Below are 20819 nucleotides of genomic sequence, written 5' to 3' on the forward strand. Positions count from 1 at the left end.
AACGAGAAGCGCCATGCCACCGCCGCCCTTCACGACGGCCATCAGCGACGTGCATGAGGACCGCATCGTCATCCGCGGCCATGATCTCTGCGCCGACCTGATCGGCCGGATGGGCTTCACCGAGTTCTTCCTCCTCCTCCTGCTCGGCAAGAGCCCTGACGCGGTGCTCGTGCGTGCGACCGATGCCGCGCTGCTCGCGATCGCCGAGCACGGCTTCGTTCCCTCCATTCAGGCGGCGCGGATGACGCTCGCCGGCGCGCCGGAGGCGATCCAGGGCGCGGTCGCCGCAGGCCTGCTCGGGGCGGGCAGCGTGGTGCTCGGCGCCTCCGAGGTCGCGGGTAGGCTGCTGGCCGAGGTCGCCTCCGACGCGGAGGGCAACGACGTCGACACCGCCGCCCGCGAGGCCCTCGCCGCGCTGCGCGCTGCGAAGAAGCCGCTTCCAGGCTTCGGCCACCCCACCCATCGCAAGGGCGATCCGCGTGCCGCACGCCTCGTCGCGCTCGCGCATGAATGGGGCGTGGCAGGCCGCCATATCGCCGCGCTCGCCGCGCTCGAACGGCATGTCGAGCCTGTCTACGGTCGCGCCCTGCCGGTGAACGTCTCAGTGGCGATCCCGGCGCTTCTTCTCGATTGCGGCTACCCGGCCGATGCGCTGAAGGGCATTCCGCTGCTCGCCCGTTGCGCCTCGCTGATTGCGCACATCGCCGAGGAAGGCGGGCGGCGCCTCGGCTTCCGCCTGGCCGACGCCGCGATCGCCGACCTCGCCTATGACGGTCCTGCCGAGGCCTCCCGCCCGTGAGCGACCGCCTCGCGCCGCTCGAGGTCATCCGCCGCTTCCGCGCCCATGACTTCACGCTGGCCGACTTCCTCGCCGCGCGGGTCGAGGCGCGGCCCGAAGACACGTTCCTCGTCTTCGAGGGACGGAGCTGGAGCTACGCCGCATTCGCGCGCGAGGTTGCGCGCCTCGCCGCGTGGCTTGCCGCGAAAGGCGTGCGCGCGGGTGACCGGATCGGCGTGCTCTCGACGAACCACCCGACGACTGCGGCGCTGCTCTTCGCTACCGCCCGGCTCGGCGCGATCATGGTTCCCGCCAACCCCGATTACGGGCCGGCGGAGGCGGGCTACGTGTTCGGCCATGCCGGCATCTCCGGCCTCGTCGCCGGGCCAGGCCAGGTGGCGGTCGCCGTTGCCGCGATCGGGGGCCTCTCGCCATCGCCATGGGTCGTTTTGAACGAGGAGGCGGAGGGTGCCGCGCTGCCGACGCTCGAGGCCGGGACGCAGGGCCTCGATGCCGCGGACGTGCCGCCCGCATGCGGCGGGGCGGACGATACGTGCCTGCTCATCTACACCTCCGGCACCACCGGGTTCCCGAAGGGCGTGATGCATGCGCAGCGGTCGGTCGTGCTGACGGGTGAGGCCTTCGTCGGGCGCATGCATCTCCAGCCGGACGACCGGCTGATGTGCGTGCTGCCGCTCTTCCACATCAACGCGCTGTTCTACTCGCTCTGCGGCGGCATCGCCTGCGGCGGGTCCGTCGCGCTCGTCCGCCGCTTCTCCGCCTCCGGATTCTGGCGCACCGCCGCCGAGACGGGCGCGACGGAGGTGAACCTGATGGCCGCGGCGGCGCGCATCCTCATGTTGCGCGACCGGTCAGAGTTCGTTGCTGGACACCGCCTGCGCAAGGCCTTCATCGCGCCGCTGACGGCCGAGATGCACGCGGCCTTCACCGGGCCGTTCGGCCTCTCCGACATCATCGAATGCTACGGCATGACGGAGATCCCCGGCGTGATCGGCAACCCCTTCGCCGGCGAACGGCGCCTTGGCAGCATGGGGATGATCACCCCCCACCCCGATCCTGCCATCGCACGGCCCGAGGCGCGCATCGTCGACGAGGACTTCCGTGACGCGCCGGCGAATGTTCCCGGCGCGCTCGTCGTCCGCACGCCGACGATCATGCAGGGCTACTGGCACGCGCCGGAGGCAACGCGCGATGCCTTCCGCGACGGCTGGTTCCTGACCGGCGACATCGCGCGCCGCGACGAGGACGGCTACTTCCACTTCGTCGCGCGGGCCAAGGACATCATCCGGCGCCGCGGCGAGAACGTGTCGGGCGCGGAGCTAGACCGGGTCGTCACCTCCCATCCCGCTGTGGCGGAGGCCGCGACCATTGGCGTTCCCTCCGCGATGGGGGATGAGGACATCCTCGTCGCCATCGTGCCGCGCCCGGGCGCGGCGCCGAGGGCGGAGGAGATCGCCGAGCATGTCCGTGCCCGGCTCGCCGCCTTCAAGGTGCCGCGCTACGTCGCCTTCGTCGATGCGCTGCCGCAGACGGCGACGCAGCGCATCGAGAAGTACAAGCTGAAGCAGGACCCCACGCTGCTTGCCCGGGCCGTCGATCTCGAGGCGGCGGCAGCGCGGGCGGAACGATGACAACCAACAACCGAGGGAACACGTCCATGAAGCGTCGCACACTTCTCGGCGCGGCCGCCGCGCTGCCGTTCGCCGCCGGCACCGCCCCTGCCCAGGGTTCCTGGCCGAGCGAGCGGCCGATCCGCATCGTCATCACCTATCCGCCAGGTGGCACGAGCGACTTCGTCGCCCGCACCTTCGCCAACCAGCTCGGCCAGCAGCTTGGTCAGAGCGTGGTGGTGGAAAACCGCTCGGGCGGCGGCGGCGTGATCGGCTGGACGAACGTCGTCCGCTCCGCGCCCGACGGCTACACCTTCCTGCTGACCGACAACTCGCTCGCCACCGCGCCGGCGCTCCTGCCCAATCTCGGCTTCGACATCAATGCCGACCTGACCCCCGTGTCGCTGCTCGTCGACTATCCCTGCATCGTCGTCGTCGGGCCGGAGGTGCAGGCGAGCACGATGGGCGAGTTCGTCGCGCTCGCGAAGTCGCGCCAGAACGACCAGCTCTTCTACGGCTCGATGGGCAACGGCTCCTCGCCGCATCTCTATGCCGAGCTGCTGCAGGACCAGTCGGGCATGAAGATGACGCACGTGCCCTATCGCGGCATGGGCCCGGCCTTCACCGACCTGCTCGCCGGCCGCGTCGCGCTTCTGATTGCAGCACCGGCGACGGTGATGGCGGCGATCAAGGCGGGCCGGGTGAAGGCGCTCGCCATCGGCACGCCGGGAGAGCGCATCCCCGCATTGCCTGACGTGCCGACGCTGAAGGAGCTCGGCTTCGATTTCACCTACAGCTTCTGGTACGGGCTGCTCGCCCCGAAGGGCCTGCCGCAGCCGATCGCCGCGCGCATGCAGGCCGAGGTGAAGAAGGCCTTCGAGGTGCCCGAGTTCCGCAACCGCTTCGTCGAGCAGGGGGGCGTGCCCGTTGCCGGAGACGGCGAGGCACTCGCGAAGGTGATGCGCACCGACTACACGGTCTGGGGCGGCATGATCCGCGAGCGGAACATCAAGCCCGATTGACCGCCCTCTGACCGCCGCGTGAGTGGCGGCTCCATGCTCGCCGCTTGACTTCCCGGGCGACCGGGCTGATAGTTAACCTCATGGTTAACCATCAGCCCGGCTCGCTCGATGCCGTTTTCGCGGCCCTGTCGGACCCGACACGGCGTGCCCTGCTCGAGCGCCTGACGGGGGAGGACGAGCTCTCGGTCTCCGCCCTCGCCACGCCTCTGCCGATGTCGCTTCCCGCGGTGATGAAGCATCTCGACGTGCTCGAACAGGCCGGGCTCGTGGCGCGCCGGAAGGTCGGACGCACGGTGCGGTGCCGCATCGAGGCCGCGCCGATGGAAACCGCGATGGAGTGGCTGGCCCGCTACGAGCGCTTCTGGACCGAAAGTCTCGACCGCCTTGCCACGCTCGTGGAGCGTGACGAATGAGCGACGCAATCCCGAGCATCACCCTCGTGCGCCGGCTGAAGGCGCCGCCCGAACGGGTCTGGGCCGCCTGGACCGAGCCTGCACTGATGCTGCTCTGGTTCGGCCCGCAGACGGCGCACGCGGAGCAGGCGGAGGCCGATCTCCAACTCGGCGGGCGGTTCCGCGTGGTGCTGCGCGAGGATGGCGGCGACCGCCACGAGGCACATGGCCGCTACGATGTCATCGAGCCGCCGTCCCGCCTGGTGTTCGCCTGGAACTGGGCGAGCACGCCCGAGCGCGTCTCGCGCGTCACCGTCGTTCTGCGCGCGATCGCCGACGGCACCGAGCTCACCCTGACGCATGACCGCTTCGCCGATGCGGACGCCGCGCGGGCCCATGAACGCGGCTGGAGCGGCTCGCTCGACCGTCTCGAAGCCCTCGCAGCCAGCCTATGAGAAGGGGAGGACAACCGATGCGCCTGTACTACGCCGAAACGCTCATGCCCCGGAAGGTGTGCGCGCTTGCACGCCATCTCGGCGCGCCGGTCACCCTCGTGCATGTTGACCTCGGCAAGGGCGAACATCGTGCCGCCGAGCACATCGCACGCAACCCCAACGGCAAGGTGCCCGTGCTGGTGGACGGCGCACGGACGATCTGGGAATCGAACGCGATCCTGTGCCACCTCGCGCAGCGCGCCGCGTCGCCGCTGTGGCCCAAGGACAGCGCCGGCCAGGTCGAGCTGGTCCGCTGGTTCTCGTGGGACAGCGAGCACTTCACCCGTGCAGGCGGGGAACTCTACTTCCAGTTCCTCATCAGGCCGCGCTTTGGCCTCGGCGATCCTGACCCAGCCGCCGTCGCCGACGCGCAAGCTGCGTGGCGAGCCGCGGCCGGGGTGCTCGAGACACATCTCGAGGGGCGCACTTGGCTGCTCGGCGATCGTCTCACCGTGGCCGACTTCGCCATCGGCGTCGCGCTTCCCTATGCCGATGCCGCGCGCATCCCGCTGTCGGAGTTTCCGCGCATCACTGCCTGGCACGAGCGCCTCTGCGCGCTGCCCGGCTGGACCGACCCGTTCCCCACCCTCTCGGAGGCAGCCTGATCATGGACGGAACACACAACGCCGCGCTCGCGCGCCGCATCGTCACACGTGAGGAATGGCTGGCCGAGCGCCGCGCGCTGCTCGAGCAGGAGCGCGCAGTCACGCATGCGCTCGATCGCATACGCGCCGCACGCCGCGCCCTGCCATGGGTCCGCATCGAAACGCCCTACGTGTTCGAGGGACCAGAGGGCAGGGTGACGCTCGCTGAGCTGTTCGGCCCGCGCACCCAGCTTGCCGTGTACCACTTCATGCTCGCGCCGGAGAGCGATCATATCTGCCCTGGCTGCGCCTTCATCGCCGACCATGTCGACGCCGCACGTCAGCACTTCGAGCAGGCCGACCTCTCCTTCGCCGCGATCTCGCGTGCGACGCTGCCGCAGATCGAGGCGGTCAGGCACCGCATGGGCTGGCGCTTCGCCTGGGTGTCTTCCCACGGCAGCAGCTTCAACTACGATTTCGGCGTGTCCTTCACGCCGGAGCAGGTGGCTGCTGGGCGAACCGGCTACAATTTCGGCACCACGCCGTATCACCACCTCGACCAGCACGGAACGAGCCTTTTCGTGCGCGACGAGGAGGGTGCGGCGTTCCATGCCTATTCGTGCTACGCGCGCGGGGATGAGCTCCTGATCGGTGCGTTCAACTGGCTCGACCTCGCGCCGAAGGGGCGCAACGAGCGGGGCACGATGAGCTGGGTGAAGCTGCACGACGAGTACGGAACCGCACCGAAAGGCGGCTGTTGCGCCCACTGAGATCCATGGTGCGGGCGGTCGGAGTCGAACCGACACGCCGGTCGCCCGGCTGCGGATTTTAAGTCCGCTGCGTCTACCAGTTCCGCCACGCCCGCGCCGCACGATGCATACCAGCACGCCCTGCGTGCGGCGAGGGTGGCGGCGAGTTGACCGCCCCCGGATTTGCCCGCAGCGTCGCGCCGCGGAGGGAGAGCGGATGACCACGATACGGATTGGCGTTGCCGGCTGCGCGGGGCGCATGGGCCGGCTTCTGCTCGACGAGATCGCCCGCGCCGAGGGGGCGGGCCTGAGCGGCGGAACGGTGCGCCGGCAGAGCAGCCACTACGGCGACGACATCGGCCGGCTCGCCGGCCGCGAACCGGTGGGCCAACCCGCGACCGACAGCGCAGCGACCCTGTTCGGCCATTCCGACGTGGTGATCGACTTCACCCACCCCGATGCGCTGGCCGCCCATCTCGAGGCCGCGACGGTGGCGGGCAAGCCGCTCGTGCTCGGCACCTCCGGGCTCTCGGCGGCACAGGAGAAGGCGGTGGCGGACGCCGCCTCGCGGATTCCCATCATCTATGCCGCGAACTTCGCCCCCGCGGTGAACGTGATGCTCGGCCTCGTTCGCCAGGCCGCCGCGGCGCTGGGGCCGGACTACGACATCGAGATCGTCGAGATGCACCACAGGCAGAAGATCGACGCCCCCTCCGGCACGGCGATCGCCCTCGGCCGCGCGGCGGCGGAGGGGCGCGGGATCGACCTCGAGGCCAACATGGAAAGCGGCCGGCATGGGCATGCGGGTCGGCGGAAGGATGGCGCGATCGGGTTCGCCGCGCTGCGCGGCGGCCAGGTGGTAGGAGAGCACGAGGTGATCTTCGCCGGCGCGGTCGAGCACATCACGATCGGCCACAGGAGCTTCGAGCGGCGCATCTACGCGCAAGGGGCGGTGCGGGCGGCGCTGTGGGTCGCCGGCCGCAAGCCTGGCCTCTACGGCATGCTCGACGTGCTGGGCATGGCCGGGCGGTGAGGCGCGCAACGCCCCTGCCTTGACCCGGCCACTGTTCCCTGCAATCTCCCCGCCGACCCACTCCCGGGGCCGGCGTTTCGGGGACCCCGGCCACTCCGCATACACCCCGCGACAAGAGGACGAAGCACGCCATGCGCGCGACGGGCGAATACCTGTTCACGAGTGAATCCGTGTCCGAAGGCCACCCAGACAAGGTTGCGGACAGGATCAGCGATACCGTCCTCGATGCCTTCCTCGCCGCCGACCCATACTCGCGCGTGGCCTGCGAGACGCTGGTGACGACCAACCGCGTCGTGCTCGCCGGCGAGGTGCGCGGCCCCGAGACGGTGACGTCCGACTACCTGATCCACCTCGCGCGGCTTGCCATCCACGACATCGGCTACGACCAGGAGGGCTTCTCCTGGAAGCATGCCGACATCGCCTGCTACCTGCACGCCCAGTCAGCCGACATCGCCCAGGGCGTGGACGCCGCCGGGAACAAGGACGAGGGCGCGGGCGACCAGGGCATCATGTTCGGCTATGCCTGCCGCGAGACGCCTGAGCTGATGCCTGCCCCGCTCTACTACGCGCACCTGATCCTCCGGCGCATCAGCGAGCTCCGCCGCGCCAAGAGCCCCGAGGTGGCCGGCCTGCTGCCCGACGCCAAGAGCCAGGTGACGCTGCGCTACGTCGATGGCGTGCCGGTCGGTGCGACCTCGATCGTCGTCTCGACGCAGCATGTCGAGGACATGGACCAGGCAGACATCCGCCGGAAGGTGCAGGCTATCGTCGAGCGCAGCCTGCCGAAGGGCTGGATGTGCCCGGACGACGAGTTCTACGTGAACCCCACCGGCAAGTTCGTGATCGGCGGCCCGGACGGCGACGCAGGGCTGACGGGCCGCAAAATCATCGTCGACACCTATGGCGGCGCCTCGCCCCATGGCGGCGGCGCCTTCTCGGGCAAGGACCCCACGAAGGTCGACCGGTCCGCGGCCTATGCCTGCCGCTACCTCGCCAAGAACGTGGTCGCGGCCGGGCTGGCCGACCGCTGCACCATCCAGGTCAGCTACGCGATCGGCGTGTCCAAGCCGCTCTCGGTCTATTTCGACCTGCACGGCACCGGCAAGGACGTCGACGAGGTGCGGCTCGCGAAGGTGGTGCAGGAGATGGTCAACCTCTCGCCGCGCGGCATCCGGGAGCACCTTCACCTCAACCGCGCGATCTACGTGCCGACCTCGGCCTACGGGCATTTCGGCCGCACGCCGGATGAGGACAAGGGCACCTTCAGCTGGGAGAGGACCGACCTCGTCCCGGCGCTGAAGTCCGCCTTCGGGCGGTGAGCGGGGAGGCCGCGCCGCCGGCCCGGTCGAAGAAGATCGACCGCAAGCCGGCGGAGCGGCTCTACGGCCGTCGCCGCGGGCATGCGCTCCGGCCGAGGCAGGAGCGGCTTCTCTCCGAGGCGCTGCCTCGCATGGCCTTCCCTCTCGAACGCGCGTCCGAAGCCGCCGCGGCCTTCGCCGTTCCCGTGCGTTCGGTCTGGCTCGAGGTCGGCTTCGGCGGCGGCGAGCACGCCGAGGCGATCGCGGCTGCCAACCCCGATATCGGGCTGATTGCGGCCGAGGTGTTCGAGAACGGCGTGGGCAGCCTGCTCTCCCGCCTCGTCCCCGAGGGCGAGGAGGCCTTGGCGCCGCTTCCGCCCAACCTGCGCCTCTGGACGGCCGATGCGCGCCGGCTGATCGCCGCCCTGCCCGACGGCGCCCTCGGCCGGCTCTATCTGATGTTCCCCGACCCCTGGCCGAAGGCGCGCCACGCCCGGCGCCGTTTCGTCCACCCCGCGACGCTCGGCGAGGTGGCCCGCGTTCTCTCGCCCGGCGCCGAATGGCGGCTCGCCTCTGACGACCCGACCTACCAGAACTGGGTGGCAGAGACGCTCGGGGCCCAAGCGCTGTTCGAGATCGCTTCCGTCGCCGATGCGCGGCCGGACGGCTGGCCGCCGACGCGCTACGAGGCCAAGGCGCTGCGCGAGGGGCGCAGGCCCCGGTACTGGACCCTCGTCCGCCGCGGCGTCGCGACATGATATTGATCAATCGCTTTCCCGTTCGGTCCTGCTAACGTCCCGCCATCCTGGCGAAACCGCGCGGCTTGGCGCATCGCCTCATGCAGGCTCGGGTGAGACGATGCGGGCATTCGGCGCGACGGCGCTTCTCCTTTCCTTCCTTGCGGCCGCGCCCGTCGCGGCGCAGCAGCCGCAGGCTCCGGCCGCCGTCCCGGTGGGCGTGGTCGCGGTCGCCGAGGAGGATGTCACGCAGGCGACGAGCTTCATCGGCCGCGTGGAGGCGGTCGATCGCGTCTCGCTCATCGCCCGCGTCACCGGATTCCTCGAGCAGCAGGCCTTCCGCGATGGCCAGGACGTTGGCAAGGACGACCTGCTCTTCGTCATCGAGCGCGAGCCCTTCATCGCGTCCGTCAACGCCGCCAAGGCCGACCTCGCCTCGTCCGAGGCGCTGAAGCTGAACGCCGACCTGCAGCTCCAGCGCGCCGAGGAGCTCGTGCGCACCAACAACATCCCCGTCGCGACGCGCGACCAGCGCCGCGCCGAGGCGGCCGCTGCCGCTGCGCGCGTTCTCGAGGCCCAGGCCGCGCTCGAGCAGGCGGAGATCAATCTCGACTACACGCTGATCCGCGCCCCCGTCGCAGGGCGCATCGGCCGAGCCGCCGTCTCGGTCGGCAATGTCGTCACCCCCCAGAGCGGCACGCTGGCCCTCCTGGTCAGCCAGGACCCGATGTACGTCACCTTCCCAGTCAGCCAGCGCATCCTGCTCGACATCAAGCGCAAGCGGGAAGCAGGCGGGGCGGCCGTGGACGTGAACGTCCGCCTCGCCTTCGCCGACGGCAGCCTCTACGACCAGGTGGGAGAGCTCGACTTCCTCGACGTCACCGTCGCGCAGGGCACCGATACGGTGATGGTTCGGGCGAAGATCCCCAACCCCAACCGGCTTCTGACGGACGGCATGTTCGTCTCGGTCCGCGTCGAGGGGGGCGAGCCGGAGAAAAAGGTCGTGATTCCACAATCGGCCGTGCTCCTCGACCAGCAGGGCGCCTATGTCTTCGTGGTCGAGGACGGCAAGGCGGCGATGCGGCGCGTCCGAACCGGGCAATCACAGGGAGCCCGCATCACGATCGAGGACGGGCTGCGGCCGGGCGACATGCTGGTGGTCGACGGCATCCAGCGCATCCGCCCCGGAGCGCCGGTCCAGGCCACGCCGCCTTCCCCCCGGGCGGGCTGAGCGGAGATGATCAGCGCCGTCTTCGTCGACCGCCCGCGGCTCGCGATCGTCATCGCGATCGTCACCACCATCGCTGGGCTGCTCGCGCTGACCCGCATCCCCGTCGCGCAGTATCCCGACATCGTGCCGCCGCAGGTGAAGGTGACGGCGACCTATCCCGGCGCGAGCGCGGCCGTGGTGGAGACGACCGTCGCGCAGGTGATCGAGAGCCAGGTCGTCGGCGTCGACAAGATGATCTACATGCGGAGCCTCTCCGCGTCCGACGGCACCTACACGCTGACGGTGAGCTTCGAGCTCGGCACCGATCCCGACATCAACACCGTCAACGTGAACAACCGCGTGCAGGTCGCGCTCGCCTCGCTGCCCAACGAGGTGAAGCAGATCGGCGTGACCGTGAAGAAGGTCTCATCCGCGTTCCTCAACGTGATCGCGGTCTACGACCCAGACGGGAAGTACGACAACCTCTTCATCTCGAACTACCTCACCATCAACGTGCTCGATCGCATCAAGCGCACGGCCGGCGTTGGCGACGTGACGCTGTTCGGCCCGCTCGACTACTCTATGCGCGTCTGGCTCGACACCGACCGTATCGCCCAGCTCGGCCTGACGCCGGGAGACGTGCAGGCGGCGATCCGGGCCCAAAACGTGCAGGCGCCCGTCGGCCGGATCGGTGCGCGCCCGATCAGCGATGACCAGCAGTTCCAGCTCACCATCACGACCGAAGGCCGGCTCGCTTCGACCGAGCAGTTCGAGCGCATCGTCATCCGAGCCAACCCGGACGGCTCGGTGCTGAGGCTCGGCGACGTCGCCCGCGTCGAGCTCGGCGCGCGGATGAGCGATGTCGAGACGCGCTTCCAGGGCAAGCCCGCGCAGCTCTTCGCCGTCTACCAGGCGCCGGGGGCGAACGCGGTCTCGGCGGCGAGGGCCGTGCAGGCGGCGATGGCCGACATGGCCCAGCGCTTTCCGGAGGGACTGCGCTGGGAGGTCACCTACGACGCGACGACCTTCGTGACCGAGACGATCCACGAGGTGCAGAAGACGCTTATCGAGGCGTTCGTGCTCGTCGTGCTCGTGGTGTTCGTCTTCCTCGGCAACCTTCGCGCGACGCTGATCCCGACCATCGCGGTGCCCGTCAGCCTCATCGGCACCTTCGTGATCCTCCTGATGATCGGCTACTCGGCCAACACTGTCTCGCTGCTCGCGATGGTGCTCGCCATCGGCATCGTGGTCGACGACGCGATCGTCGTCGTCGAGAACGTCGAGCGCGTGATGCACGAGGAGCCGCACCTGACGCCGGCAGAGGCGACCAAGAAGGCGATGGCCGAGATCACCGCGCCGATCATCGCCATCACGCTCGTGCTTCTGTCGGTGTTCGTGCCGATCGCCTTCATCGCCGGCATCACGGGCGAGCTGTTCCGCCAGTTCGCCGTGACCATCTCCGTCGCGATGGTGCTGTCGGCGATCAACGCGCTGACGCTCTCGCCAGCGCTGTCGGCCGTGTTCCTGCGGCCCGCGCATGGACCGAAGAAGGGGCCGATCGGGGCGCTGATGCGCGGCATCGACCGGGTGGCCAATGGCTATGGCGCGGTGGTGAAGCGGCTCGTGCGGGTCGCCGCGATCTCGCTGATCGTCGTCGGCGCGTCTATGGCCGGGATTGTCGGCATCGCGGGCGTCACGCCCACAGGCTTCGTGCCGGAGGAGGACCAGGGCACGCTGTTCGGCGTGATCCAGCTTCCCGACGCGGCGTCGGTCAACCGCTCCTCCGCGGTCGCGACCGAGGTGGAGAGGATCGTCGCGGCGCATCCGGCCGTCCAGAACGTGTCGACCGTTGTCGGCTACAATTTCGTCGACGGTGCGGCGCAATCGAATGCCACGTTCATGATCATCCTCCTGAAGCCGTTCGAGGAGCGCCGATCGCCCGAACTCGGCGCACAGGCGGTGATCCGGGATCTCGGACGGCAATTCGCGTCGCTGCGCGACGGTGTTGCGCAGGCGCTGAACGTGCCGCCCATCATCGGCCTCGGTACCGGGGGCGGCTTCACGTTCATGCTGCAGGACCTCGAGGGGCGCGACCCGAAGCAGCTCGCCCAGGTGCTGCGGGGCATGGTTGTCGCGACCAACCAGGATCCGAACATCGCCTTCGCCTTCTCGACCTTCTCCGCGTCGACGCCGTCGGTCTATCTCGACATCGACCGCGACAAGGTCCAGACGCTCGGCGTCTCGGTGTCGGACGTGTTCTCGACGCTTCAGGCCATGCTCGGCGGCGCCTACGTGAACGACCTCAACCTGTTCGGGCGCACCTGGCAGGTGAACGTGCAGGGTGACCCGTCCGACCGAAGGAACGTCGAGGACATCCTGCGCATCTTCGTGCGGAACGCGAACGGTGAGATGGTGCCGATGCGCTCGCTCGCCGAGGTCCGGATCGAGGAGGCGCCGCAGACCCTTGCCCGCTACAACAACTACCGCGCCGCGCCGATGCTCGGCTCGGGTGCGGCCGGGGTGTCCTCCGGCCAGGCTCTCGCGGCCGTCGAGGACGTTGCCCGCCGGACGCTTCCCTCGGGCTACGGGTTCGAATGGTCCGACATCTCGTTCCAGGAGAAGCGTGCCGAGGGGCAGATGGCCGCGATCCTCGCGATGGCGGTGCTGTTCGCCTACCTCTTTCTCGTCGGTCTCTACGAGAGCTGGACCATTCCAATTCCGGTTCTTCTTTCCGTCGCGGTCGGCGTGCTCGGCGCGTTCATCGGCATCATGGTCGCGAAGGCGCCGCTCGACCTCTATGCGCAGATCGGCCTCGTCGTGCTGATCGCGCTCGCGGCGAAGAACGGCATCCTGATCGTCGAGTTCGCGAAGGAACAACGCGAGAAGGGCGTGCCGCTGCTCGAGGCGGCGACGGAGGGCGCGCGGCTTCGCTTCCGCCCGGTGATGATGACCTCCTTCGCCTTCATCCTCGGCCTCGTGCCCCTGGTGACGGCGCAGGGCGCGGCGGAGATCGCGCGGCGGAACGTGTCGATCGGCGTGTTCGCCGGCATGATCGCCGCCTCCGCCGTCGGCATCTTCGTCATTCCGATGCTGTACGTGTTCTTCCAGGGATGGCGCGAGCGCATCAAGGGCTGGTTCGGGAGCAAGGCCAAGCCGGCGGAACACGCGCCCGGCGAGTAGCGCCCGCCCGCTTCCTGATCGCGCTTACGTCAAGCGCGCGACCCGCGCGCGGCCGCTTATGCGGCAAGCCCAGCCCGCGGAGCGGGTGCCCGGCGCCTGAGGGCATCGATCACGAGATCTCTCGGATCAGCTTGCGCAGCACCGCGCCCTGGAAGGCGTTGAAGTCCTCGGCGGCGATCATGAATGCGCCTGGGCCGCCGATCACGAAGTCCTGGTAGTACTGGTCGAGCGCCATGTTCTGCGGCCGCCCGAAGGGCGAACGGTCGTTCAGGATGGGCAGGCCGTTGATGGTGATGCCGGCATCGACGGCGAGGTCGCGCATCAGCGTCACCGGCCCGCCGGAGTTGTTGACCCCGTCGCCGGAGATGTCGATCACCTTGCGCGTGCCTTCGAACGGCGCATCGTTGAGCGCGCGCATCGATGCCTCGATGGCGCCGAAGATGGAGGTCCAGTTCATCGAGACGCGCGGCGCGGCGGCGAGCTGGTCGCCCCATCGGTTGGCCGTGCCCGCACCGTCGATCCGCGTCCAGGGGATGACGACACGCTGATAGTCTGCCGAGGCCCATTCGAGATAGAGCACGCCGATCGCACCCAGCGTGCCGCTCCTGATCGCCGAGATGACGCGGTTGTCGACCATCGCGGAGCGATAGCCTTCGCGCTGCAATTTCGCCTCATCCTCGTCGATCGAGCGGCTGACATCGACGGCGAGCACGAGAAGCATGTCCACCGGCTCTTCGCTCGCATGTGCGGGTCGAGCCGCCGCGAAGGCGGGCAATCCGGCGAGCAGGGCTCGGCGCGTCGCACGCATAAGTAGAACGCTACCAGAGGCGGCCGGGCGATTGCCAGCGAGTCGGCACGCCGCGGCATGGCGATCGCGCGAGGTCAGTCCGCGGCGTCGTCGGTCCTGAGATCGTCGGGCGGCGGCGCGATCTCCGTGCCAGGCTCGGCGCCGACGAGTTCCGCGAGCCGCTCGAGGCGTCGCCACACGCTGTCGCCGGCGAACACCCCGCCGCCCTGAGACAGCCGGAGCACCAGGCGCCCGCCTTCGCGCCGCAGCCCCGTGAGTGCGAGGAGCCGCGCCGACCCGCCAGAGAGCGTGTAGGCGAGCCGAAGCGCGGCGCCGACGATCTCGGCACGCTGCGCGGCTGCGGCATCGAGCAGGACGCGCGCCGGCGCGAGCCAGGGCTGGTCAGGCTCGGCCTCGTGGCGCATTGCCACGACGAGCGCGAGGAAGGCGCGGGCGTGATGATCGAGCCCGATGCCCGGCTGGCGCAGCATGCGCAGGAAGGCCTGCTCGGCCTTGTAGTCGGGGTGCTCGTGCGCGCCGATGTCGCTCACCCAGCATGCCGCCTCGCGCAGCCGCCTCTCCTGCGGGGTCTCTGTGGGGAAGAGCGGCGCGGTCCACTCGACCAGCTCGGGCGGAAGCATGCCGCCGCGCCCGAATCGTGCATTCAGCTCGCGCCCCGCGGCGATCAGCGGGTCCTCCGCGCGCACTGCCGGCGGCAGCCTTCCGGCGAACCAGCCCTCGCGCATGCCGTTTGCGCTGAACACCACGCGGCGTGCCTGCGAGACGCGGAGGAGCCGCCGCAGAACCACCGCGGCGAAGGGCAGGCCGTCGACGCGCCTGCGGCTCAGCCCCTGGATGCGCTCGAGCGTGCGTTTCGAAAGGTTGGTCACCACGCTCGTGAGGTCGCGCGCCTCCTCCTTCGGCAGCGTGTAGTGGTGCACGATCGCGAGCGGATAGCCTGTCTGGCCGATATGGATCCGGGCGAGCGCGCGCCAGGCGCCGCCGACGAGGTAGAGGTCCCGCCCCGCGCCCTCGCGCAACCACGGAATGGAGATGAGCGCTTCCTCGGCGATGGCGCGCGCGCGCACCACATCGCCGCCAGCCTGCTCGGAAAGGCGGATCACGCCGAGCGGAAGCGTTGCCGAATCGACCACAGCGCCATCGCGGATGTGCACGAGCTCGAGACTTCCCCCGCCGAGATCGCCGAGCACGCCATCGGCGTCGGGAATGCCGCACAGCACGCCCTCTGCCGAGAGCTGCGCCTCCTGCTGCCCCGTCAGCACGCGGATGGAGAGGCCGCGGAACCGCCGGCGCAGCATCGCCACGTAGTCCTCGCCGTTCGTCGCATCGCGCACCGCGGCGGTGGCGAGAACCTCCAGCGGGTCGGCCCCCATCGAGCGGGCGACCGCGACGTAGCGTTCGAGCACGAGGATGGAATGGGCGATCGCGTCCTCGTTCAGCTTGCCGCTCGCCTGCAGGCCGCGGCCCAGGCCGAGGATCGCCTTCTCGTTGAAGATCGCCGATGGGTTCCGCGCCAGGCCCTCGAACACCACGAGACGCACCGAGTTCGAGCCGAGATCGACCACGCCCGCGCGGCGCGGCGGCGCCTCCGCGTCCCTTGGCTCAGTCCTGCGCGACACGGTCCTGCCGTTCGCGCAGCGGCGTGACCGAGACGGTCGCCGGCCCGTGCAGCGCGCTGCCGCGGCCGGAGAGGGAGGGGTTCGTCATGAAGTATTCGTGCGCGGAGAAGGCACCATCGGCGGCCTCGACGCGGCGGTAGGTGCCGTCCGGCCCCAGCGTCCAGGACTGCGCCTCGTCCTTGAGGTTCACGACCATGATCTGGTCGAGGATCTGGGCATGGACGGTGGGGTTGTGGATCGGGGCCATCACTTCGACGCGCCAGTCCATGTTGCGCGCCATCCAGTCGGCCGAGGAGATGAACACGGCCGCCTCGCGCGACGGCAAGGGGTGGCCGTTGCCGAAGGCGAAGATGCGCGCGTGCTCGAGGAAGCGGCCGACGATGCTCTTGACGCGGATGTTCTCCGAAAGACCCGGAACGCCGGGCCTGAGGCAGCAGATGCCGCGGCAGACGATCTCGATCCGCACGCCCGCCTGCGACGCGGCGTAGAGCGCGTCGATCAGCTTCTCGTCGACGAGCGAGTTCATCTTCAGCCAGATCGTGCCCGGCTTGCCCGCCTCGACGAACGCGACCTCCCGCGCGATCAGCTCCTCGAGCCTGGGGCGGATGGTCAGCGGGGCGAAGGCGAACGCATCCATGCGCGCGGGCTGTGCATAGCCTGTCATGAAGTTGAAGAGCCTCGCGGCATCGCGCGTCAGGTCCGGGTCGCAGGTGAAGAAGGAGAGGTCGGTGTACACCCGGGCCGTGTAGGGATGATAGTTGCCCGTGCCGACATGCGCGTAGGAGCGGAGCGAGCTTCCCTCGCGCCGCACCACGAGCGAGAGCTTGGCGTGCGTCTTGAGCTCGATGAAGCCGTAGACGACCTGCACGCCGGCCGCTTCCATCTCTCGCGCCCAGCGTATGTTCAGCTCCTCGTCGAACCGCGCCTTCAGCTCGACCATGGCCGTGACGATCTTGCCGTTCTCCGCCGCCTCGATGAGCGCGCGCACGATCGGGCTGTCGCGGCTCGTGCGGTAGAGCGTCTGCTTGATCGCGACGACGGAGGGGTCGCGCGCGGCCTGGCGAAGGAACTGCACCACCACGTCGAAGCTCTCGTAGGGGTGGTGGACGACGATGTCCTTGTGGCGGATCGCGGCGAAGCAGTCGCCGCCGAAATCACGGATTCGCTCGGGAAAGCGCGCGGTGTAGGGCGTGAACAGCAGGTCGGGCCGGTCGTCGACGATGATCTGCTTGAGGTCGGCCACGCCGAGGATGCCTTCGACGGCGAACACCTCGGCACGCGAGGCGTCGAGCTCGTCGGTCACGAACTCGAGGAGGTCGGCCGGCATGTCGGTGTTCACCGAGAGGCGGATCACCTTGCCGCGGCGGCGGCGCTTGAGTGCCGATTCGTAGGAGCGGACGAGGTCCTCCGCCTCTTCCTCGAACTCCACGTCGCTGTCGCGGATCAGCCGGAAGAAGCCCTTGCCGGTGAGGCGGTAGCCCGGGAACAGCCTGTCGAGGAACAGCCCGATCGCGTCCTCGAGCAGGAGGAAGCGGATCTGCCGCCCGTCGCCCGGGGCCGGAAGCCGGATGAACCGCTCGACCTGGGTGGGGATCGGCAGGAGCGCGCGCATCGCCGTGCCGTCCTCGGCATGCGCGAGCTTCAGCACCATCACGAGGCCCAGCGAGGGGATGAAGGGGAACGGGTGCGCCGGGTCGATCGCCAGGGGGGTAAGGACGGGGAAGATCCGTTCCATGAACACCTGGTCGAGCCAGGATCGGTCGTCCTCCACGAGCTCGGAGGTGTCGATCACGGCGAGGCCGGCCTCGCGGAGGGGGCCGCTGAGAGAGAGCCAGACGCGCTGCTGCTCCTCGATCAGTCCCTGGGCCGCGACGTGGATCTCGGCAAGCTGCTGCAGGGGTGAGCGGCCATCGGGGCTCGCCTTGGCGATGCCCGCCGCCGCCTGGCCCACGAGGCCGGCGACGCGGACGGAGTAGAACTCGTCGAGGTTCGAGGCAGAGATCGAGACGAACCGCACCCGCTCGAGGAGCGGATGGCGGGGGTTGTCCGCCTCCTCGAGCACGCGCGTATTGAAGGCGAGCCAGGAAAGCTCCCGGTTGATGAACCGGTCGGGGCTCGAGGTCGGGTCTGGGCGGGGGGGCGTGTCCTCGTCCGCCCCGCCGGTCTCGATGCGCCTGGCGACCTCACGCACGCGGGCCATCCTTCTGTCTCCTGCAGGTACGGAGCGTGACCCTACCCCAGCGGGCCTTCCCGGCGCGAGGGAGGGTGCTCCGGCGCCATCGAATTGTCATCGCTGCCCGCCTCTGGCGCGGCATGTCCGGTCGCTGCCATCGCGCGGGCGAGGGCCTCGGCTGCCATCGGCCGGGTGACGGCGCGTGCCGCGGCGAGGGAGCCGGCGTCGAGCTCCGCCGCAAGGGCATGAATGGTCGAGAAGTCGCGCGGCGCGCGCAGCACCAACCAGGAGAGAAGGTCGGGGCGCAGCGTTGTGCCCCGGTCGGCCAGGTGCTTGGCGAGAACGGCCTCGAGCAGGCTCTCGTCTGGCGCGGCGATCGCCACCGAGGCGGTCGCGGCGAGGCGCGAGCGAAGGTCGGGAAGGCTCGCCCGCCAGCGCCCTGGCGGGTCACGGGCGGTCATCAGCAGGCTGGCGCGGCGTTCCGAGGCGGCGTTGATGAGATGCAACATCGCCCGGCCCTGCGGCGCGGCATCGGCGTCTTCCACGAGCACCGCGCCCGCTTCGGTGCAGAGGCCAAGGGCGGCTTCCGGCTCGGCCTCGGCCAGGGCGGCGCCGGTCGTGACCGCCGCCTTGGCCCGGCCTTGCCAGATCGCTGCGAGGTGGCTCTTGCCGCTTCCCTCCGGTCCCCAGAGCACGAGCCTGCCCGACGGCCAGCCTGGCCAGCGTGCGAGCCACGCGCGCGCCTCCTCGTTCGCGGCGCCCGGCACGAAGTCTGCCTCCGCAAAGGAACGGCCGGGCACGAAGGGCAGCGGAAGCTGCCCCGTTTTTCCGCCTCCGGCCATTCAAGGATTGCGGTCGTGGAAGAGAGAGCTCGCCAAGTAGCGGCGCAGCCAGAACCGCGCGATCACCCCGATCGCCGCGGCCGCGGGCACTGCGAGCAGGATGCCGAGGAACCCGAACGCCGCGCCGCCTGCGAACAGGGCGAAGATTACCCAAACGGCGTGAAGCTGGACCCTGTCCCCGAGAAGGCGTGGGTAGATGATGTAGCCCTCGACCGTCTGGCCGATGACGAAGATCGCCGCCACGACCGCGACCTCCTGCCAGGTCGCATACTGGGCGAGCGCCATGCCGACGCCGAGCACGAAGCCGGTGAGCGTGCCGACATACGGGATGAAGCTGATGATCCCCGCCGTCAGCCCGACGATCAGGCCAAGCTCGAGCCCGGCAAGCGTCAGCGCCACGGCATAGAAGGAGCCGAGAAGGAGGCAGACGATCGCCTGGCCGCGTACCCAGGCGGCGAGGATGCGGTCGATCTCCCCGGCGAGCAGCCGCACCGTCGGCAGGTAGCGGCGCGGCACCCAGCCATCGATCGCGGCGATCATGCGTGGCCAGTCGCGCAGCAGGTAGAAGGCGACGACCGGGGTGACGACCGCGAGCGCGGCAACGTTGAAGAGCCGCGCCCCGCCGCCGATCAGCGTGCCGACCGCGCCGGCGAGCCAGCCGAGCATGCTTGCCGCCTGGCCGACGGCCAATTCGCGAAGCCGCCTGTCCACCAGTTCCGGCCCGAGCCTGTCGGCGAGCCAAAGCAGGCTCTCGGTGATCAGCGCCCGGATGGCGGTGACGTAGTCCGGCAGCCGCGCGACCAGGATGGTCAGCTGCGCGAGCAGCAGCGGGTAGAACAAGAGCAGGAACAGAACGAACAGCGAGAACACGCCCGCGACGAGCAGGATCGCCGCAAGCCCCCGCGGCACGCCGACCGCCTCGAGCCTGTCGGCCAGCGGGTCGAGAAGGTAGGCGATCAGCGCGGCCACGACGAAGGGGAGGAGGATCGAGGCGAAGAGGTAGAGGGCAAACAGCACCAGGGCGATGCCAGCGGCGAGCGCGATCAGCCTCTGCCTGCGCATGCGCTCGTCAGGGCGCGGGTCGGGCCCAAGCGCCTGCCCGCCGCCCGGATCGGTGACTGGGGGCGGGGCCTCGCGCAGGCTCATCCCGCCGCTCCGCCGCCCCTGACCCAGCGCAGCGCGTAGCCTATGCCCGAGGCCAGCGTGCTCGCCGCCACCCCCCAGACGAGCGCGTCGATCACCGCTGGGCCGGGCACGGCGTAGGCCTCATGCAGAAGGACGATGGCGGCGAGCGCGATCTGCAGCGCGGTGTTCACCTTGCTGACCGGCAGCGGCGCGATCTCCGGCGGCGAGCCGAGAACGTACAGAACGAGGATGCCGCCGACGATGAAGATGTCGCGGAACACGACGAGGATCACCAGCCAGTCGGCCAGCTTCGCCGTCAGCCCGAGCGTGACGTAGACGGACACGAGCAGCGCCTTGTCTGCCACCGGGTCGAGCACGGCGCCGACGGCGGTCTGCGCGTTGAAGCGCTTGGCGATGTAGCCGTCCACCGCGTCGGAGACGCCGGCGGCGACGAACAGCCAGAAGGCCAGCACCATCTCGTGCTTGAGGATCAGCCAGACCGCGAGCGGCACGGCGCACAGCCGCGCGAGCGTGATGGCGTTGGGGATGGAGATCATGCCGCCCCCGCGCGCTGGCTGTCCCGCGTCAAGGGCCGCGCCGCCTCACGGCGCCGGTGCGAGGCCGAGGGTCAGCCCGCCCGCCCCCTCGGACAGCCTGAGCCCGGCGGATTGCAGCGCGGAGGCGGCCGACGCCTGCCCGCCCGGCACGCTCAGGGCAAGCCGCGCCTCCCGCCGGGACAGGGCGATCACCTCGTACCCGCCGATCGACGGCGCGCCGGCGAGGCGGCGGCGGATCTCCACCCAGTCCTGCAGCCCCGACAGGGGGGCGACCACCTCGACACGCCCGGCCGTGCCGCCGGCCGGACGGGCGGCGAGCAGCCCACGCACCCGCTCGGGCCGGAAGAACACGTTCAACGTCGCGGCATAACGGGTGAGCCCGATCTGCTCGTTCTCGACCTCGTAGCTCTCGACGAGACGCTCGATCTCCTCCCCGCTCACGCCGGAGAGGCGGGCCGCGTCGCCAGGCGATTCGCGGGCCAGCAGCGCCTGCCAGGCCGAGCGGAGGCCGCCGGCGATGGCCCGCTCGCGGGCGGCGGTGGCGGTGTCGGCCGTCGCTTCGGCCGGCACGCCGCGGACCGCGAAGC

The 20819-nt window shown here is 70.0% G+C and carries 19 protein-coding genes and 1 tRNA gene; 12 read left to right on the forward strand and 8 right to left on the reverse strand.

Annotated features, from left to right (window positions below; genetic code table 11):
* Nucleotides 1-13 precede the first annotated feature (13 nt).
* The 7 genes from FIF60_RS13285 to FIF60_RS13315 all read left to right on the forward strand — a co-directional run bounded on the left by FIF60_RS13285 (nt 14) and on the right by FIF60_RS13315 (nt 5671).
* Nucleotides 14-799, forward strand: a complete 786-nt coding sequence (locus FIF60_RS13285; RefSeq protein ID WP_144186575.1) for a citryl-CoA lyase — start codon at nt 14-16, stop codon at nt 797-799.
* A complete protein-coding gene (locus FIF60_RS13290; protein WP_144186576.1) occupies nt 796-2430 on the forward strand; it encodes a class I adenylate-forming enzyme family protein in 1635 nt (544 codons plus the stop codon). The genes FIF60_RS13285 and FIF60_RS13290 overlap by 4 nt, the downstream gene beginning before the upstream one ends.
* Before the next feature lie 26 nt (nt 2431-2456).
* Nucleotides 2457-3431 (forward strand): Bug family tripartite tricarboxylate transporter substrate binding protein, encoded by a 975-nt coding sequence (locus tag FIF60_RS13295; protein WP_158639210.1) that lies wholly within the window; start codon nt 2457-2459, stop codon nt 3429-3431.
* Between the two features lie 80 nt (nt 3432-3511).
* A complete protein-coding gene (locus tag FIF60_RS13300; RefSeq protein WP_144186578.1) occupies nt 3512-3844 on the forward strand; it encodes an ArsR/SmtB family transcription factor in 333 nt (110 codons plus the stop codon).
* Complete coding sequence (locus FIF60_RS13305) at nt 3841-4278, forward strand: SRPBCC family protein (RefSeq protein WP_144186579.1); 438 nt, start codon at nt 3841-3843, stop codon at nt 4276-4278. The genes FIF60_RS13300 and FIF60_RS13305 overlap by 4 nt, the downstream gene beginning before the upstream one ends.
* Nucleotides 4279-4295: 17 nt before the next feature.
* On the forward strand, nt 4296-4922 hold the full coding sequence (locus tag FIF60_RS13310) for a glutathione S-transferase family protein (protein ID WP_144186580.1): 627 nt from the start codon (nt 4296-4298) through the stop codon (nt 4920-4922).
* 2 nt (nt 4923-4924) lie between these two features.
* Nucleotides 4925-5671: a DUF899 domain-containing protein gene (locus tag FIF60_RS13315; RefSeq protein WP_144186581.1), complete on the forward strand. Its 747-nt coding sequence runs from the start codon at nt 4925-4927 to the stop codon at nt 5669-5671.
* A gap of 6 nt (nt 5672-5677) precedes the next feature.
* Here the strand turns inward: FIF60_RS13315 and FIF60_RS13320 are convergent.
* A tRNA-Leu gene (locus FIF60_RS13320) sits at nt 5678-5766 on the reverse strand.
* A 110-nt stretch (nt 5767-5876) separates the two neighbouring features.
* Between FIF60_RS13320 and dapB the strand changes: the two genes are divergently transcribed.
* The 5 genes from dapB (at nt 5877) to FIF60_RS13345 (ending at nt 13108) form a co-directional block, all read left to right on the forward strand.
* Nucleotides 5877-6683 (forward strand): 4-hydroxy-tetrahydrodipicolinate reductase, encoded by an 807-nt coding sequence (gene dapB, locus FIF60_RS13325; RefSeq protein WP_144186594.1) that lies wholly within the window; start codon nt 5877-5879, stop codon nt 6681-6683.
* A gap of 131 nt (nt 6684-6814) precedes the next feature.
* Complete coding sequence (gene metK / locus FIF60_RS13330; RefSeq protein WP_144186582.1) at nt 6815-8002, forward strand: methionine adenosyltransferase; 1188 nt, start codon at nt 6815-6817, stop codon at nt 8000-8002.
* Entirely contained in the window at nt 7999-8739 is a 741-nt protein-coding gene (gene trmB, locus FIF60_RS13335; protein ID WP_144186583.1) for a tRNA (guanine(46)-N(7))-methyltransferase TrmB, read from the forward strand. The genes metK and trmB overlap by 4 nt, the downstream gene beginning before the upstream one ends.
* Before the next feature lie 100 nt (nt 8740-8839).
* Nucleotides 8840-9949 (forward strand): efflux RND transporter periplasmic adaptor subunit, encoded by a 1110-nt coding sequence (locus tag FIF60_RS13340; RefSeq protein WP_144186584.1) that lies wholly within the window; start codon nt 8840-8842, stop codon nt 9947-9949.
* Nucleotides 9950-9955: 6 nt separating this feature from the next.
* Nucleotides 9956-13108, forward strand: a complete 3153-nt coding sequence (locus tag FIF60_RS13345; RefSeq protein WP_144186585.1) for an efflux RND transporter permease subunit — start codon at nt 9956-9958, stop codon at nt 13106-13108.
* Nucleotides 13109-13217: 109 nt separating this feature from the next.
* Here FIF60_RS13345 and FIF60_RS13350 read toward each other — a convergent pair whose 3' ends face one another.
* From FIF60_RS13350 to FIF60_RS21615, 7 genes are all read right to left on the reverse strand, one after another.
* Nucleotides 13218-13829, reverse strand: a complete 612-nt coding sequence (locus FIF60_RS13350; protein WP_338032083.1) for a DUF1194 domain-containing protein — start codon at nt 13827-13829, stop codon at nt 13218-13220.
* Nucleotides 13830-13990: 161 nt separating this feature from the next.
* On the reverse strand, nt 13991-15535 hold the full coding sequence (locus tag FIF60_RS13355; protein WP_239451614.1) for a Ppx/GppA phosphatase family protein: 1545 nt from the start codon (nt 15533-15535) through the stop codon (nt 13991-13993).
* A complete protein-coding gene (locus FIF60_RS13360; RefSeq protein WP_144186587.1) occupies nt 15519-17735 on the reverse strand; it encodes an RNA degradosome polyphosphate kinase in 2217 nt (738 codons plus the stop codon). Before FIF60_RS13360 ends, FIF60_RS13355 begins: the two co-directional genes overlap by 17 nt.
* Before the next feature lie 32 nt (nt 17736-17767).
* Nucleotides 17768-18475 carry an HdaA/DnaA family protein gene (locus FIF60_RS13365; protein WP_144186588.1) on the reverse strand — a complete coding sequence of 236 codons (708 nt, stop codon included), beginning with the start codon at nt 18473-18475 and terminating at the stop codon, nt 17768-17770.
* A 75-nt stretch (nt 18476-18550) separates the two neighbouring features.
* On the reverse strand, nt 18551-19696 hold the full coding sequence (locus tag FIF60_RS13370) for an AI-2E family transporter (RefSeq protein ID WP_239451615.1): 1146 nt from the start codon (nt 19694-19696) through the stop codon (nt 18551-18553).
* Nucleotides 19693-20232, reverse strand: a complete 540-nt coding sequence (locus FIF60_RS13375; RefSeq protein WP_144186589.1) for a CDP-alcohol phosphatidyltransferase family protein — start codon at nt 20230-20232, stop codon at nt 19693-19695. Before FIF60_RS13375 ends, FIF60_RS13370 begins: the two co-directional genes overlap by 4 nt.
* Before the next feature lie 45 nt (nt 20233-20277).
* A partial coding sequence (locus FIF60_RS21615) for a hypothetical protein (RefSeq protein ID WP_456305152.1) occupies nt 20278-20819 on the reverse strand: 542 nt, incomplete at its 5' end.

Source organism: Elioraea rosea (assembly GCF_007644105.1).
Classification (GTDB): Bacteria; Pseudomonadota; Alphaproteobacteria; order Acetobacterales; family Acetobacteraceae; genus Elioraea_A; species Elioraea_A rosea.

Coding starts and splice junctions, on each gene's coding strand:
- FIF60_RS13375 (WP_144186589.1), bottom strand. CDS start 20,232: ATGATCTCCATCCCCAACGCCATCACGCTCGCGCGGCTGTGCGCCGTG.
- FIF60_RS13300 (WP_144186578.1), top strand. CDS start 3,512: ATGGTTAACCATCAGCCCGGCTCGCTCGATGCCGTTTTCGCGGCCCTG.
- FIF60_RS13310 (WP_144186580.1), top strand. CDS start 4,296: ATGCGCCTGTACTACGCCGAAACGCTCATGCCCCGGAAGGTGTGCGCG.
- FIF60_RS13295 (WP_158639210.1), top strand. CDS start 2,457: ATGAAGCGTCGCACACTTCTCGGCGCGGCCGCCGCGCTGCCGTTCGCC.
- FIF60_RS13305 (WP_144186579.1), top strand. CDS start 3,841: ATGAGCGACGCAATCCCGAGCATCACCCTCGTGCGCCGGCTGAAGGCG.
- FIF60_RS13345 (WP_144186585.1), top strand. CDS start 9,956: ATGATCAGCGCCGTCTTCGTCGACCGCCCGCGGCTCGCGATCGTCATC.
- metK (WP_144186582.1), top strand. CDS start 6,815: ATGCGCGCGACGGGCGAATACCTGTTCACGAGTGAATCCGTGTCCGAA.
- FIF60_RS13370 (WP_239451615.1), bottom strand. CDS start 19,696: ATGAGCCTGCGCGAGGCCCCGCCCCCAGTCACCGATCCGGGCGGCGGG.
- FIF60_RS13350 (WP_338032083.1), bottom strand. CDS start 13,829: ATGCTTCTCGTGCTCGCCGTCGATGTCAGCCGCTCGATCGACGAGGAT.
- FIF60_RS13315 (WP_144186581.1), top strand. CDS start 4,925: ATGGACGGAACACACAACGCCGCGCTCGCGCGCCGCATCGTCACACGT.
- FIF60_RS13340 (WP_144186584.1), top strand. CDS start 8,840: ATGCGGGCATTCGGCGCGACGGCGCTTCTCCTTTCCTTCCTTGCGGCC.
- FIF60_RS13360 (WP_144186587.1), bottom strand. CDS start 17,735: ATGGCCCGCGTGCGTGAGGTCGCCAGGCGCATCGAGACCGGCGGGGCG.
- FIF60_RS13285 (WP_144186575.1), top strand. CDS start 14: ATGCCACCGCCGCCCTTCACGACGGCCATCAGCGACGTGCATGAGGAC.